General features: G+C 74.3%; 11 protein-coding genes. 9 read left to right on the top strand and 2 right to left on the bottom strand.

Annotated elements, in window-relative coordinates; genetic code table 11:
- From ACFVS0_RS21260 to ACFVS0_RS21250, 3 genes are all read left to right on the top strand, one after another.
- On the top strand, positions 1-381 hold a 381-nt coding region (locus tag ACFVS0_RS21260), incomplete at its 5' end, for a hypothetical protein (RefSeq protein WP_430589062.1).
- Between the two features lie 80 nt (positions 382-461).
- A complete protein-coding gene (locus ACFVS0_RS21255) occupies positions 462-2,144 on the top strand; it encodes an HtaA domain-containing protein (protein ID WP_430589061.1) in 1,683 nt (560 codons plus the stop codon).
- Between the two features lie 7 nt (positions 2,145-2,151).
- The gene (locus ACFVS0_RS21250) at positions 2,152-3,207 is read left to right on the top strand and encodes a WxL protein peptidoglycan domain-containing protein (protein ID WP_430589060.1); all 1,056 of its coding nucleotides are present in this window, start codon (positions 2,152-2,154) and stop codon (positions 3,205-3,207) included.
- 106 nt (positions 3,208-3,313) lie between these two features.
- Here ACFVS0_RS21250 and ACFVS0_RS21245 read toward each other — a convergent pair whose 3' ends face one another.
- On the bottom strand, positions 3,314-5,101 hold the full coding sequence (locus ACFVS0_RS21245) for a SpoIIE family protein phosphatase (protein ID WP_430589059.1): 1,788 nt from the start codon (positions 5,099-5,101) through the stop codon (positions 3,314-3,316).
- A 92-nt stretch (positions 5,102-5,193) separates the two neighbouring features.
- Here ACFVS0_RS21245 and ACFVS0_RS21240 point away from each other — a divergent pair, with 92 nt between their 5' ends.
- The 4 genes from ACFVS0_RS21240 to ACFVS0_RS21225 all read left to right on the top strand — a co-directional run bounded on the left by ACFVS0_RS21240 (position 5,194) and on the right by ACFVS0_RS21225 (position 9,588).
- Positions 5,194-6,021, top strand: coding sequence for a type II CAAX prenyl endopeptidase Rce1 family protein (locus tag ACFVS0_RS21240; protein ID WP_430584275.1), 828 nt, complete (start codon positions 5,194-5,196; stop codon positions 6,019-6,021).
- Between the two features lie 121 nt (positions 6,022-6,142).
- On the top strand, positions 6,143-8,380 hold the full coding sequence (locus ACFVS0_RS21235) for a SpoIIE family protein phosphatase (RefSeq protein ID WP_430589058.1): 2,238 nt from the start codon (positions 6,143-6,145) through the stop codon (positions 8,378-8,380).
- Between the two features lie 330 nt (positions 8,381-8,710).
- Positions 8,711-8,989: a LysR family transcriptional regulator gene (locus ACFVS0_RS21230; protein WP_430589057.1), complete on the top strand. Its 279-nt coding sequence runs from the start codon at positions 8,711-8,713 to the stop codon at positions 8,987-8,989.
- Positions 8,974-9,588 carry a LysR family substrate-binding domain-containing protein gene (locus tag ACFVS0_RS21225; RefSeq protein WP_430589056.1) on the top strand — a complete coding sequence of 205 codons (615 nt, stop codon included), beginning with the start codon at positions 8,974-8,976 and terminating at the stop codon, positions 9,586-9,588. The genes ACFVS0_RS21230 and ACFVS0_RS21225 overlap by 16 nt, the downstream gene beginning before the upstream one ends.
- An 11-nt stretch (positions 9,589-9,599) precedes the next feature.
- Here ACFVS0_RS21225 and ACFVS0_RS21220 read toward each other — a convergent pair whose 3' ends face one another.
- Positions 9,600-10,331 carry a DUF305 domain-containing protein gene (locus tag ACFVS0_RS21220; protein ID WP_430589055.1) on the bottom strand — a complete coding sequence of 244 codons (732 nt, stop codon included), beginning with the start codon at positions 10,329-10,331 and terminating at the stop codon, positions 9,600-9,602.
- A gap of 157 nt (positions 10,332-10,488) precedes the next feature.
- On the opposite strand from ACFVS0_RS21220, the gene ACFVS0_RS21215 reads away from it, so the two are divergent.
- Together ACFVS0_RS21215 and ACFVS0_RS21210 are read left to right on the top strand one after the other, a co-directional pair.
- Positions 10,489-11,904, top strand: a complete 1,416-nt coding sequence (locus ACFVS0_RS21215) for an LVIVD repeat-containing protein (RefSeq protein WP_430549126.1) — start codon at positions 10,489-10,491, stop codon at positions 11,902-11,904.
- A gap of 520 nt (positions 11,905-12,424) precedes the next feature.
- Positions 12,425-13,408 carry an ABC transporter permease gene (locus ACFVS0_RS21210; protein ID WP_430564317.1) on the top strand — a complete coding sequence of 328 codons (984 nt, stop codon included), beginning with the start codon at positions 12,425-12,427 and terminating at the stop codon, positions 13,406-13,408.
- The last annotated feature ends 15 nt before the right edge of the window (positions 13,409-13,423 follow it).

Raw genomic sequence — 13,423 nt, 5'->3', positions numbered from 1 at the left:
GCAAACACCCCCGTTGGCGCAGACAAGCAGGGCGGAGGAACGTCCGGGAGGGCCGACGCCGCCGGGACGACTGGGGGCGCGGCCGGGCCGGGGGCCGCCACGCGCGGCGGACCCGGCGGCGGGCTCGGAGCCGCCGGACTCGCGGCGCCCCGCTCGCCCGGTGCGGCGACGCTCGCCGCCGCCCCGCTCACCGCGTTCCCCGCCGCGCAGGCGGCGACGCTCGGCGGCGGCGCGACCCCGCTCGTGCCCGACCTCCTCCGCACCGCCGACGGCGCCGGCACCGACCGCCTCGCCGTCGCCACGACCGGGCTGCTGCTCGCCGCCTCGGGGGCCGTCGTCGGCTTCCGCCGGCGCTGGCTCGTGCTGCCCTTCCGGCCCTAGCTGGCAGGACGCCCAGCGGGCCGCCCAGACCCCCGCCCCACCCCACCTCCTCTCCCTTCACGAACGAACGGACAACTGACATGTCGAAGACCTTCGGTCCGGCCCGGTACGGCCGGCTGGTCGCGGGCGCCGGGGCGCTCGCCGTGGGCCTCGGGGCCGCGCTCGTCGCGGCACCCGCCGCCCAGGCCGCCGCGCCGCGGGACGTCGTCGCGGACAGCGGCAGCGCCTCGTGGGGCTTCCGCGAGAGCTTCCGCCGCTACGTCGGCCTCCAGACCGCCGCGCTGCCGCCCGTCGGCGCGGTGCCGGTGGGCGAGCGCATCACCCTGGTCGACCCGGCCACGTTCGACGTCGACGGCACGCCCGCCGCCACCGTCGACACGACGCCGCCGAACGAGACCCTGCCCTACCTGCTGCCCGTCACCGGCGGCAGCGTCACCGACGCCGACGACCTCGCGGTCACCACGTCCGGCGGGGCGGTGTTCCACTTCCCGTCGCACGCGTTCACGGTCACGGTCGAGAACGTCGGCATCGAGGTCGCCGGCGGGGTCGGGAAGGTCGTGGGCGACCTGAGCGTCGAGATCCCGGAGAACAACCTCGGGTACGAGCAGGGCACCTACGGCGGCGACGACGTCGTCCTCGGCGACGTCGCGACCACGACCGTGGACGTGTCGGGCGACCAGGTCTCCGTCACCGCCGACGGCGTGACGCTCACCGCGGCCGGCGCGTCCGCGCTGCAGGACTTCCTCCAGGCCGGCGCCGAGCTCGACGACCTCACGGTCACGGCCGACCTCGCCGCCCCCGCCCAGACGTGGAACCCGTCGGTGTCGCTCTCGAAGAGCGCGGGCTTCGACCCCGCCGCGACCGGCACGCTCACCGTGACCGGCAGCGGCTTCGACCCGGCCGCGAACACGGCCACCCGCCCGCCGATCACCACCGGCCAGCCGACCGGCGTGTACGTGGTCTTCGGGAAGTTCGCGCAGGACTGGCGCCCGTCGGACGGCGTCGCGTCGTCGGCCCGCAAGGTCGTCAGCCAGAAGTGGGCGCTGCCGGAGCCGTCGTACTCGCAGCTCAAGGCCTCCAACCCGAGCGTCGCGGAGCAGCTCGTGCTGCTGAAGGAGGACGGCACGTTCAGCGCCGACCTCGACGTGAAGACCGACGACTCCGTGGACGGCGTCTACGGCGTGTACACCTACGCCGCGGGCGGCGCGGCCGCCAACGCCGCGCAGGAGCTCGCCGTGCCCGTCGCGTTCACGCCCGCGGGCGGCGACGGCGAGAACGTCGACGTCGAGGTCACCGTGCCCGAGGGCGACGGCGGCGGCCCGGTCGAGCCGGAGCCGGGCGAGTTCACCTGGACCGTCGCGTCGGGCGGCGCCGTGAACCTCGGCACCGCGACGCAGGGTGACGCGGCGTTCACCGCGACTGGCGACCTGCGCCGCGTCACCGTCACCGACACGCGCGCCGGCAACCCGGCGTGGAGCGTCACCGGCACGGTGACGGACTTCTTCGCCGGCAGCCGGTCGTTCAGCGGCTCCGCCCTCGGCTGGACGCCGGCGCTCGGCGCCAACACCGGCGGTGCCGTCGCGGGCACCGCGGTCGTGGCGGGCTCCGGCTCCGGGCTCAAGGGCGGGGCGACGCTCGTCTCCGCGCCCGAGGGGCACGCGGCCGGCTCGGTCGCGGTGGACGCCGGGCTCGACCTGAGCATCCCGCTGTCCACGCCGGCCGGCGACTACACCGGCGTGCTGACCCTCACCGCGGTGGGCTGACCCTCCCGTGAGCACGCACCACCGCCCGTCGTCGCGGCGCGCCCCGTCCCGGGTGCGCGCCGCGGCGGCGGCCGTCCTCGCCACCGCCGCGGTCGCCGTCGTCCTGCCCGCCCCGGCGTCGGCGCACGCCGCGTCCGACGACCTGACCTGGTCCCTCGCCCCGAAGGACGGGACGCTGGGCGCCGGGCGCGCCAACTTCGCCTACGACGTCGAGCCGGGGGAGCGGGTCCGCGACGTCCTGGTCGTCACCAACCGCTCGACCGCGCCGCTCGAGCTGTCCGTCTACGGGACGGACGCCGTCACGACGCCGAGCGGGCACCTCGACCTGCTGCCCGCCGACCAGGAGCCGACCGACCTCGGGGCGTGGCTCACGCTCGACGCAGGCGGCGAGGGCGGCGACGGCACCGTGACGATCGAGCCGGGGGACGCGGCCGAGGTGCCGTTCAGCCTCAGCGTGCCCGACGACGCGACGCCGGGCGACCACGCGGGCGGCGTCGTCACCTCGCTGCGCCAGCAGGTCGGCGACGGCGCGCTCAGCGTGGACCGGCGCCTCGCCCTGCGCGTGCACGCCCGCGTCGGCGGCGCGCTCGCGCCAGGGCTCGCGGTCTCCGACGTCGGCGTCGTCGTCCACCCCACCGCCAACCCGGTGGGCGCGTCGCGCGCGACCGTCACCTACACGCTGACCAACACCGGCAACGCGCGCCTGGTGCCCACCGAGAGCGTGCGCCTCACCGGGCCCGGCGCGAGCGCGGGCGCCGGCGGCGCGCCGGCCGAGGAGCTGCTGCCGGGCGCCGTCGTGCGGCGGACCGTGGAGGTCGACGGCGTGCGCCCGACGTTCCGGGTCGCGGCGGACGTGCGCGCGGACGGGCTCGTCGTCGGCGTCGGCGGGGGCGGGGCGACCACGGCGACCGCCACCGCCGCGGGCTGGGCCGTGCCCTGGGCCCTGCTCGGCGTCGTCGTGCTCGTCGTGGCGGGCGCGGTCGCCTGGCCGCTGTGGCGGACCCGCCGCGCCCACCGAGGTAGCTCCGGATCCCGCGAGGTAGCTCCGGACCCGGCGAGGTAGTTCGGGATCCCGCGAGGTAGCTCCGGACCCGGCGAGGTAGCTCGGGCTCCCGCGAGGTAGCTCCGGATCCCGCGAGGTAGCTCCGGGATGCCGACGACCTCGGCGGTCAGCGCACCCGGGCGGCGAGCACGGCTACGTCGTCGCGCTGCTGCCCGCGCACCATCCGGTCGACGAGCCGCTGCGGCAGCTCCGCCGTCGGGCCGCCGTGCAGGTCCGCCAGCACGCCGCGCAGCTCCTCGGCGCGGGCGGCGAACGTCGTGGTGCGCGACTCCACGAGCCCGTCCGTGTACAGCAGCAGGGTGTCGCCGGGGCCGAGCTCGGCCGCGTGGTCCCGTCGGGAGACCGACGGGTCGACGCCCAGCATGAGGTCGGGACGGCCGTCGAGCTCGTCCACGCTCCCGTCGGCGCGCAGCACCACCGGCCGCGGGTGCCCGGCGCTGGCCCACCACAGCCGGCACCGGTCGTCGCCGCTGCCGGGCTCGCCGCGGCCCGTGCGGTCCAGGCGCGCGACGACGGCGGTGCCGCTGGCGGTCAGCGCGAGGCCGCGGTTGGCGCGGTCCAGCTCGCGCAGCAGCCGTGCCGGCGGGGCGTCCTGGCACCACGCGAGGGTGCGCAGCATGGCGCGCAGCTGACCCATGCGGGCGGCGGCCTGCATGTCGTGCCCGGTGACGTCGCCGATCATCAGCACCGTGGAGCGCGGGTCGAGCTCGACGGCGTCGTACCAGTCCCCGCCCACCTTGTCCGTGCGGGTCGCGGACGCGTACGTCGAGGCCAGCTCCAGGTACGGCACGCGGGGCAGGTCGGTGAGCATCGCGGCCTGCAGCGTGGTGGCCACGCGGTGCCGGTCCTCCAGCACCCGGATGCGCACCAGGGCCTGCGCCACGCACGACGCGAGCGTGGCGGCCGTGCGGCGGCTCTCGTCGTCGTGCTCGTGCGGGCCGCGCCACAGCAGGACGACGACGCCGAGCAGCCGGTCGTCCACCACCATCGGGACCAGCGCGAGCCCGCCGAGGGACGGGTCGATCCACGGCTCCCACGTCGGCTGAGCGCGCAGCGCGGCCGCGCCGTCCCGATAGAACGCGGCCCGGCGGGCGCGCGCGACGGACGCCACCGCGGGGTCGTCGAAGCGCCAGTGCCGCGGCAGGTAGGGGTAGGCGCCGTCGCGCTCCACGAGCGTGAGGCCGGCCCCGCCGGGTTCCGCGAGCGCCAGCGCGGCCCACACGGTGCCGAGCCCCGGGCCCGAGGCGCGCAGCGCGTCCACGATCTCGTCGAGGGTGGTCGCGGCGGCGAACCGGTCCGTGAGGTCGAGCAGCATGCGGGTGCGGCGCGTGGCGTGCACCGCCACCTGCTGGATGCGGTGCGCGCGCTGCCGCTCGAGCCGCAGCCGCAGCTCGGCGGTGCAGGCCGCGGCCAGGTCGGCCAGGGTGGCGAGGTCTGTCGCGCTCCACGCGTGCGCCTCAGTGTCCAGCGCGCACACCGTGCCGACGGCGGTGCCGTGCCGGTCGAAGATCGGGAAGCCCGCGTACGACCCCATGCCGAGCGCGGTGACCGTCTCCCGGCTCGCGAAGCGCGGGTCGGCGCGCAGGTCCTCGACGACGAGGGGCGCGCCGGAGCGGATGGTCTCGCCGCACAGCGGCTCGCTCAGGGTGGTGCGCCGGGTGGCCTGGAACGGGTCCGGCAGCCCGAGCGCGCCGGGGTACACCTGGGAGTCCGGGAGCACGAGCGTCACGAGGGCGGTGGGGACGCCGAGCTGGCGCTGCACCAGCCGGGCGAAGCGGTCGAACGACTCGTCGGCGACCGGCCGGGCGAGCCCGGCGGCGACCAGCGCCTGCACCGCGCCGGCGGTCGGGGCGTCCTGGGGCGGTGCGGTCGGGCCGGAGGATCGGGACGTCACAGGCGCGCACCCCCGTCACGGCTCTGCGCTCCGCGACCCGCGACCATGCCCCGGATTCTTCCACGCAGGCGCCCGGATATCCTCGCCGGACGATGGACGTCACCCGCCGTGCCCCCGCCGCGCTGCCGCGGATCCTGGCCGCCTCGCTCGTGTCCGCGTCGGCCGTGCTGCTGTTCGCGGTGCACGTGCGGCCCCTCGCCTACGTGCCGCTCGTGGCCGGCGTCGCGCTCGGCCTGCTCGTCGACCGGCGCCTCGGGCGCGACCTCGCGCTGATCGCCGTCGCGCTCGGCATCATCTCGACGATCTCGCTCGAGGCGGACCTGTCCGACGCCGGCATCGCCCGTTTCGCGGTCGTGCTGTCCCTCGCGGTGCTGGTGCCCTGGGCGGCGTCGCGGTTCTGGTTCCGCGACGACGACGGGGCCGGCGCGGTGCGGTTCCCCGTCGCGACCGGCCGGCGCTGGTCGCGCGGTCAGTACGTGTACCTCGTGGTGGTGGTGGCGGTCGGCTACCTCGTGCTGCCCTGGTACTTCCTGGGCTCCGGTGCCTACCTCAACTGGCCCGAGCTCGACAGCGGGCAGGACGTCGCCCGGCTGTTCGTCGGCGTCAACGCCGTCGGCATCTGGGACGAGCTGTTCTTCGTGTGCACGGTGTTCGCGCTGCTGCGCCGGCACTTCGGCCTGTGGACGGCGAACGTGCTGCAGGCGGCGATCTTCGTGTCGTTCCTGTGGGAGCTCGGCTACCGCGAGTGGGGTCCGCTGCTCACCGTGCCGTTCGCCCTCGTGCAGGGGTGGATCTTCAGCCGCTACAAGAGCCTCACCTACGTGGTGGCCGTGCACCTGCTGTTCGACCTCGTCGTCTTCGCCGTGCTGGTGCACGGGCACCACCCGGAGCTCTTCGACGTCTTCGTCACGGCGCCCTGAGCCGTCCGGCGGCCCTGCCGGTGCGTTTGGAGCCGGTGCGAGCGGCATGGGAGGGTTCCCCCGCGCGCGCCAAGAAGCGGCTGCCGTGCACGAACGAGCCCGAGGATGAGGCTGATCGTCGATGCAGAGCTCCGTCCGCGGCAGTGGGGACGACACCGACCTTGAGGTCTGTGCGGCCGAACCCATCCACGTCCCGGGCTCGGTCCAGCCCCGTGGCGTGCTGCTGGTGCTCGCCGGGGGCGTCGTCGTCCAGGCGTCGGCCACCACCGAGGACCTCCTGGGGGTGGCGGCCGAGGACGTGCTCGGGCGCACGCTCCCGGCCCTGCTGGGCGAGGACGCGGCGGCGGCGCTCCGGCTCGAGGACGTCGCCGACGGCGGGCCGCTCGCGGACGGCCTGCGGCGCGTCGTGCTCGACGGCCGCACCTGGGTGGCGTCCACCCACCGCAACCCGCAGGCCGTCGTGGTCGTCGAGCTCGAGCCGCTCGCGGACCAGGGCGCCGACCCGGCCGAGCCGTACCGCGCCGCGTACACGGTGCTCGGCCAGGCGGCGACGGCCGGCTCCCTCGAGGAGCTGTACGAGCTCGCGGCGCGCGGCGTGCGGGAGGTGACGGGCTTCGACCGGGTGATGGTCTACCGGTTCGACGAGGACCACCACGGCCAGGTCGTGGGCGAGGCGCGCCGCGCCGACCTCGAGCCGTTCCTCGGCCACCGCTACCCGGCCGGCGACATCCCCCCGCAGGCCCGCGCCCTGTACGAGAAGAGCTGGTTGCGGCTCATCTCCGACGTCGAGGCCGTGCCGCGGCACCTGGTGCCCGCGCTGCTGCCCGGCACCGGCGAGCCGACCGACCTCTCGTTCGCGAGCCTGCGCGCGGTGTCTCCCGTGCACGTCGAGTACCTGCGGAACATGGGGGTCCGCTCCTCGATGTCGATCTCCCTGCTGCGGGGCGGTCGGCTGTGGGGGATGGTCGCGTGCCACCACGTCGACGGCCCGCACACGCCGTCGCTCGAGGTCCGTGCGGCGGCCGAGGCGCTCGCCTCGGGGCTGTCCCTGCAGATGGTGGTGCGCGCCGCCGCGGACGACGCGCAGCACGCCCGCGACGTCTCGCGGGCGCTCGAGGCGCTGGTACGGGTGGAGGACGACCCGGTGTCCGACGCCGTCGCCCAGCCGGAGCTGCTGCGGATCCTCGGCGTCGACGGCGCGGTGGTCCGCACCGGCGACGCGACGGCGACGGTCGGGCTGGTCCCCGACGTGCCCGACCTGGTGGTCGACGCCGTCCGGCGGACGTCCCGGCCGCGCCGGGACGGCGGGACGGCGCCGGTGTACGCGTCGCACGACCTGCGGACCGAGCACCCGGAGCTGGCGGACCGGCTGGGCGAGGTCGCGGGCGCGCTCGTCGCCCCGCTGCCGGACGGCGACCTGCTCGCACTGTTCCGCCGTGAGGTCGCGCGCGAGGTGACGTGGGGCGGCGACCCGCGCGCGAAGACGGTCGACCGGGACGAGAGCGGCACGGTCGTCCGGGTGGGCCCCCGGCAGTCGTTCGCGGCGTGGCGGGAGGCCGTGCACGGCACCTGCGAGCCCTGGTCGGACCACGACGTCCGCGCCGCCCTCGTGGCGCGTCGGACCGTCGTCGAGCTCCTGTACCGGCGCTCGCGGCCCGACCTCGGCGCCGCGCTCGTGCTGCAGCACTCCTCGCTGCCGGCGGTGCTGCCCACCCTGCCCGGGTGGCGGCTCGAGGCCCGCTACCGCCCCGCGGACGGCGGCCGGGTCGGGGGCGACTGGTACGACGCGTTCGAGCTGCCCGACGGCCGCACCGCCCTCGTGATCGGCGACGTCGCCGGCCACGGGCTGCCCGCCGCGTCGGCGATGAACCAGCTGCGCAACGGCCTGCGCACCCTGCTGCTCGAGCACCGCGACGTCGCGACGGCGGCGGGCGGCCTGGACCGCCTCGCGCGGACGCTCCTGACCGACGACATGGCCACGCTGCTGGTCGGCATCCTCGAGGTCGACCCCGGCACCGGGGCGGGCGCCGTCGACTACGTCTGCGCCGGCCACCTGCCGCCGGTGGTCGCGGACGCGCAGGGCGCCCGGTTCGTCGAGGTGGTCCGCAACCCCCCGGTCGGGGCGATGCGCGAGACCGTGCGCGCGGGCCGGGTCGACCTCGCGCCGGGAGAGTCCCTGCTGCTCTACACCGACGGGCTCGTGGAACGTCGCGGCACGCGGATCCTGGAGCGGCTGGAGGACCTCCGCTCCACCGTGGGGCTCACCCGCGACCTCGAGGTGATCGAGCACAAGCTCGCCGGGCTCGAGTCCGACGACGACTCCACGATGCTCATGGTGACGGCCCTGGGCCGCGGCTGACGCCGGGCGCACCCGCGGCCCGGTGACGCCGCCGGACCGACGCCGGAGGCAGCCGGCGCGCGGGGGCGGGCCGGTGCAGCGGGCGCTCGTGCCGGCGTGGACCCCCGGCGGCCCGGGCGCTCGGGGAGCCGTGCTCGGCGACGAAGGGTGGGCGCATGGTGGTCCTCCTGGGTGCGGTGCGGTGCGGTCGGTCCCGCCCTCGCGGGCGCTCTCCCAGGCTTGCCGCGCCCGCGAGACGGATCAACGGCCGATCCGGCTACGCTCGTTCACCCCGGGTCAACGATCGGTCGCCCGGGCCGGGGGTGCGGGCGGCGAGGGGTGCGACGGGGCGTGGAGCTGCGTGAGATCGAGATCTTCCTGACCCTCGCGGAGGAGCTGCACTTCGGCCGGACGGCGGAGCGGCTGCACGTGTCGGTGTCGCGCGTGAGCCAGTCGATCCGCAAGCAGGAGCGGGCGGTCGGGGCGCCGCTGTTCGCGCGCACCAGCCGCAAGGTCGAGCTCACCGCGGTGGGGGAGGTGCTCCGCACGGGCCTGCGCCCCGCCTACGAGGGCATCGGCACCGCCGTCGCCGCCGCCAGGCCGCGGCGCGACGCGTGGCCGGCACGCTGACGCTCGGCTTCATGGGCGGGCAGGCGCACGAGCTGGAGCCCGACCTCGCCCGGTTCCGTGCGCGGCACCCCGACGTCGAGCTGCGCTTCCACGAGGTCGTCTTCAGCGACCCGTTCGCCGCGCTGCGGTGCGGCCACGTCGACGTCCTGACCACGTGGCTGCCCGTCGAGGAGCCGGACCTCACCGTGGGCCCCGTGCTGCGGTCCGAGCCGCTGCGGCTCCTGGTGGCGACGGGCCACCCGCTCGCCGCGGCGGGGCGGGCGGACGTCGAGGCGCTCGCCGAGCACGCCGTGCCGGCGATCCGCGGGGCGGCGCCGCCGTCGTGGCTGGCCGGCGTCCTGCCCGAGCGGACGCCGTCCGGGCGGGAGGTGCCCCGCGGACCAGGTGCCGCCACCTACCAGGAGATCCTCGCCCTCGTCGCGGCGGGAAAGGTCGTGTGCCCGGTGCCCGACGAGGGACGCCGCTACTTCCCGTGGCCGGGCGTCACGTACCTCCCGCTCGACGGCGCGCCCGCGGTGCGCTGGGCGCTGGTGTGGCGCTCGTCCGACGCGACCCCGCTGCTGCGGGTCTTCGCCGCGGAGGTCGCCCGCGGCGGGTGAGCGGGGAGCGCTCAGTCGGGGAGCTCGTCGAGCAGCCGGGACATCCGGTCGATCTCCGCGATCTGGTCCGCCGCCACGTTCGCGGCGAACTCCTGGACCGTCTCGTCCCGCCCCGTGGAGCTGAGGTCGTCGACCATCTCCAGCGCGCCCGCGTGGTGCTTGATCATGCCCTCGAGGAACAGCCGCTCGAAGTCGGTGCCGTCGGCGTCCGCCAGGGCCGTCATCTCGGCGTCCGTCAGCATGCCGGGCATGGAGCCGTGGTCGTGGGCCTGCGGGGCGCGCGGCCCGCTCCCGTCCGACGAGGCGCTCGGCGACGCCGTCGCCACCGCGGGCACCGGGAGGCCCTGGTCCTCGAGCCAGCGGCTCATGTAGTCGATCTCGCCGTCCTGCGTCAGGCGGATGCGGTCGGCGAACTTCGCGAGCGGCGCCGACGTCGACCGCTCGGGGACCAGCTGCGCCATCTCCACGGCCTGCGCGTGGTGGCCGATCATCTTCGTCATGAAGTCGGCGTCGGCGTCGGTGACCACGTCGGCGTCGCCCATCCCCTCGTAGTCCTCGGGGGCGATGGTCTCGGCGGGTTCGCCGGGCTTCCCCGGCACCAGCACGGCCGACGACGGCGTCGGCGCCGGCTCGGGTTCCTCGGCGGTGCACCCCGCGACCGCGAGCCCCGCGCCGAGCACGGCGGCACAGGCCAGGGCGGTGCGTCGGCCGCTCGTGCGGCGGAGCCGGAGGTATGTGATCACCGGAAGATCCTCTCCTGAGGGTGTTGCCACCACGTAAAAAGATGCCCGGACGGCTGGTGGGGAGGATGCTTCCAGACAACACTCAGGGTGACCAACACAACGAGGTGTGGCGCTTGCGCGTCGTCCAACCCTGAGTTCACCGATGAGGAGTGCACGGATGCGGAGTTCACGGACGAGAAGTTCACGGACGAGAGGCGTCGTCGGCGTCGCCCTCTCGTTGACCCTGGTCGCGGGCGCGCTGGGTCTCGCGACCCCCGCATCGGCCGCCGACGCCGCCGAGCCCGACGTCCCGCCCGGCGAGGTGGCGTCGTCGAAGATCGAGCACCTCAGCAACAACCCGAAGAACGGCGCACTCCAGGGCACCGGCTCGGACATCGCGTTCCAGGGCAAGTACGCCTTCGCGGGCAACTACGACGGGTTCACCGTGTACGACCTCTCCGACCCGGAGGAGCCCGTCCAGGCGCTGCAGGTGTACTGCCCGGGCTCGCAGAACGACATCTCCGTCTACGGCGACGTCCTGGTGCTCTCGACCGACTCGTCGCGCAGCGACGACTCGTGCGCCTCGACGACCCGCCCCGCGACGGAGAAGGACGCCTGGGAGGGCATCAAGGTCTGGGACATCTCCGACCCGCTGGAGCCCGAGTACGTCAAGTCCGTGGAGACGGCCTGCGGCTCACACACCCACTCCCTGGCGCCGAGCAAGAACGGCAAGGACCTGTACGTCTACGTCTCGTCGTACAGCCCGAGCTCGTCCTACCCGGACTGCCAGCCGCCGCACGACATCATCTCGGTCGTGAAGATCCCGGTGAAGAACCCGGCCGCCGCCACGCTGGTGGGGACGCCGAACCTCTTCCCCGAGGGCGGCTACGAGGGCGACCCGGACCGTCGTGCCTCGGCGACGTCGGGCTGCCACGACATCACCACGTACGTGCAGAAGGACCTCGCCGCCGGCGCGTGCATGGGCGACGGCATCCTCATGGACATCAAGGACCGCGCCCACCCGAAGGTGATCAGCACGGTCCGTGACACCGAGAACTTCGCGTTCTGGCACTCGGCCACCTTCAACAACGACGCGACCAAGGTCGTGTTCACCGACGAGCTCGGCGGCGGCGGGCTGGCGACCTGCACCGGTGAGTACGCCCCGGAGCTCGGTGCCAACGGCATCTACGACATCGAGAAGGACCGGAAGAAGGGCGGGAAGAACGGCACGAAGCTCGTGTTCCAGAGCTACTACAAGATCCCGCGCATCAACGACGCCACCGAGAACTGCGTGGCGCACAACGGCTCGCTGATCCCCGTCAAGGGCAAGGACATCATGGTCCAGTCCTGGTACCAGGGCGGCGTCTCGGTGTTCGACTTCACCAACTCGAAGAAGCCGAAGGAGCTCGCCTGGTTCGACCGCGGCGCGGGCATCTCCAGCGGTGGCACCTGGTCCACCTACTGGTACAACGGCTACGCCTACTCGAACGACCTGGGGATCGGTTTCGACACGTTCGACATCGACGACCGGATCGACGGGAAGGCGAAGACGAACCTCAGGTCGCTGAACCCGCAGATGCAGCAGAAGTTCTGAGTCGCTGAGCCCGGCAGCACTGCCGGGAGCACGACGGCGGCCGGTCCACCCTCGCGTGGGCCGGCCGTCGTCGTGCGCGCACCGGGACCCGTGCCGCTCGGCGCATGGGTGGCCGGGGCGACGATCGTGATCGAATCGATATGTTCACCGGCGCAGAACGCGCCTACCTGCAATTTTATCGGCCTTAGGGTGTGTTCTGCGTCTCATCTCCGGTGCGCTGAAGGCCCGGGTGACAAGACGTGAACCGCGGCGAAACACAGCGCGAGTAAGGTCGGCGACTGTTGCACAGGTCCATCGTGAGGCGCCCTGCCAAACCAGCTCGGCCTGCGCTTTCGTCATCATGCGCGCGGCGCGGCCCCTCGGGCACGGGCCGCGCGCGTCGTCGGGCCACGAGCCCCCAGTGCACAGGGAAGTCCATGCGCGTCGCTCCTCTCGCCATGCTGACCGGGACCAAGCAACCCGGACGAGGGGGCACACCCGTGCCCGTGCCCGTGCCGACGCGCACCGTCGGTCGCGACTGATGGGCAGGTTCCTCCTGCGACGTTCGGCCAACTACGTCGCGATGCTCTTCGTCGCCGTCTCGGCGACGTACCTGCTGGCCTCGGTCTTCATGGACCCCCGGTCCAACTACCTGTCGCGCAACCCGCGGCCGCCGATGGACTCGATCAACGCGTCCCTCACCGCGGCGAACATCAACGACGAGGACCCGCTGCTGCTGCGGTACTGGCGCTGGCTGACGGACATCGTCCTGCACTGGAACTGGGGCCTGAGCCCCGACCAGGAGCCGGTCGCCAGCGCGGTCGCCACCCGGATCGGTGCGTCGACGCAGCTCGTCACGCTCGCCACCGTGCTCGCGATCGTCATCGGCGTCGCGATCGGCGTGTACACCGCGATCCGCCAGTACAAGTGGCAGGACCGCGTGCTCGGCGGCTTCGCGACCTTCTTCCTCGTGATCCCGACGGCGGTGCTCGCGCTGTTCGTCGTCATCGGCGCGATCTACATCAACGAGGCGGTCGGGTTCCGGCTCTTCTACGTCACCGGGCTGCACAGCTACGAGGGCGACAGTCCATGGCTGTGGCTCCTCGACTTCGCGCAGCACCTCATCCTGCCCACCGTCGTGCTGACGATCATCGGCGCCGTGAGCTACCACCTCACGCAGCGCACCTACCTGCTCGACACGATGAAGGCGGACTACGTGCGGACGGCGCGCGCCAAGGGGCTGCCGCTGAACCTCGCGATCCGCAAGCACGCGCTGCGCACGTCGCTCATCCCGACGGCCGTGAACGTCGCGTTCTCGATCGCGACGGTGTTCACCGGCGCGGTGATCACCGAGACGATCTTCGCGATCAACGGCCTGGGCCGGTACTTCGTCACCACGATCGTCAACAACGACATCAACGGCGCGACCTGCATCGCGGCGTTCGCCGGCGTGTGCACCCTCGTGGGCGCGCTGCTGGCCGACCTCGTCGTCGCGTGGCTCGACCCGCGCATCCGGATCAGCTGAGAGGGGCTGGACACC

Origin of the sequence: Isoptericola sp. NPDC058082, assembly GCF_042885055.1 — a bacterium.
GTDB lineage: Bacteria > Actinomycetota > Actinomycetes > Actinomycetales > Cellulomonadaceae > Isoptericola.
This window is presented reverse-complemented; position numbering and strand designations above follow the sequence as displayed.